Here is a 658-nt window from a genome sequence, read left to right on the forward strand (position 1 = left end):
GATCGGCCTCGGATCTGCAGGGCCTAATCGACGAGAACCTCGGCGCTATAGCCGGCAGCCAACAGAGCAAAGCCGAACTCAACGGGCAGATCGCCCAATTGACCTATGAGCGCCGAGCCAAACTATCAGCCATGCTGATCGATACGCAATCGAACCTTGCCGACCTTGTGCCCAAGATGTTTGCCGCCCAGGCTGCCATGGACCGAGCCGAAGTGCGCGCGCCTTATGACGGCCAGGTGATGGATCTCAGCGTCTTCTCGATCGGCGCGATCGTTTCGCCGGGCCAGACTATCCTCGATATCGTTCCGACCGAAAATTCGCTGGTCGTCCAGGCTCAGATTCGCGTCGAGGACATATCGAACCTGCGACCCGGTATGGCTGCCGAAGTTCGTTTCACATCCTACAAACAGCGCTCAATACCCATAATTCATGGTCGCGTCACCCGCATTTCGGCGGATCGCATTACCGACAGCAAGACCGGGTTTCCCTACTATCTTGCCGACGTAGCAGTCGACCCGGTGGAATTGGCTGCAGCCCCACAGATTGCGCTTTATCCGGGCATGCCGGCGTCAGTCATGATCGTCACCGAGGAACGCACCGCGCTCGACTATGTGCTAGGTCCGTTGGTTGTGTCGTTCCACTCCGCCTTTCGCCAGAA

The 658-nt window shown here is 58.2% G+C and carries 1 protein-coding gene; it reads left to right on the forward strand.

The annotated features are described in order from the left end of the window. Positions 1-658, forward strand: a 658-nt coding sequence (locus NP503_RS33180) for an HlyD family efflux transporter periplasmic adaptor subunit (protein WP_256755084.1), incomplete at both ends; no start/stop codon positions are given.

It is taken from the genome of Mesorhizobium sp. SEMIA396, from assembly GCF_024518615.1.
Taxonomy (GTDB): Bacteria; Pseudomonadota; Alphaproteobacteria; order Rhizobiales; family Rhizobiaceae; genus Mesorhizobium.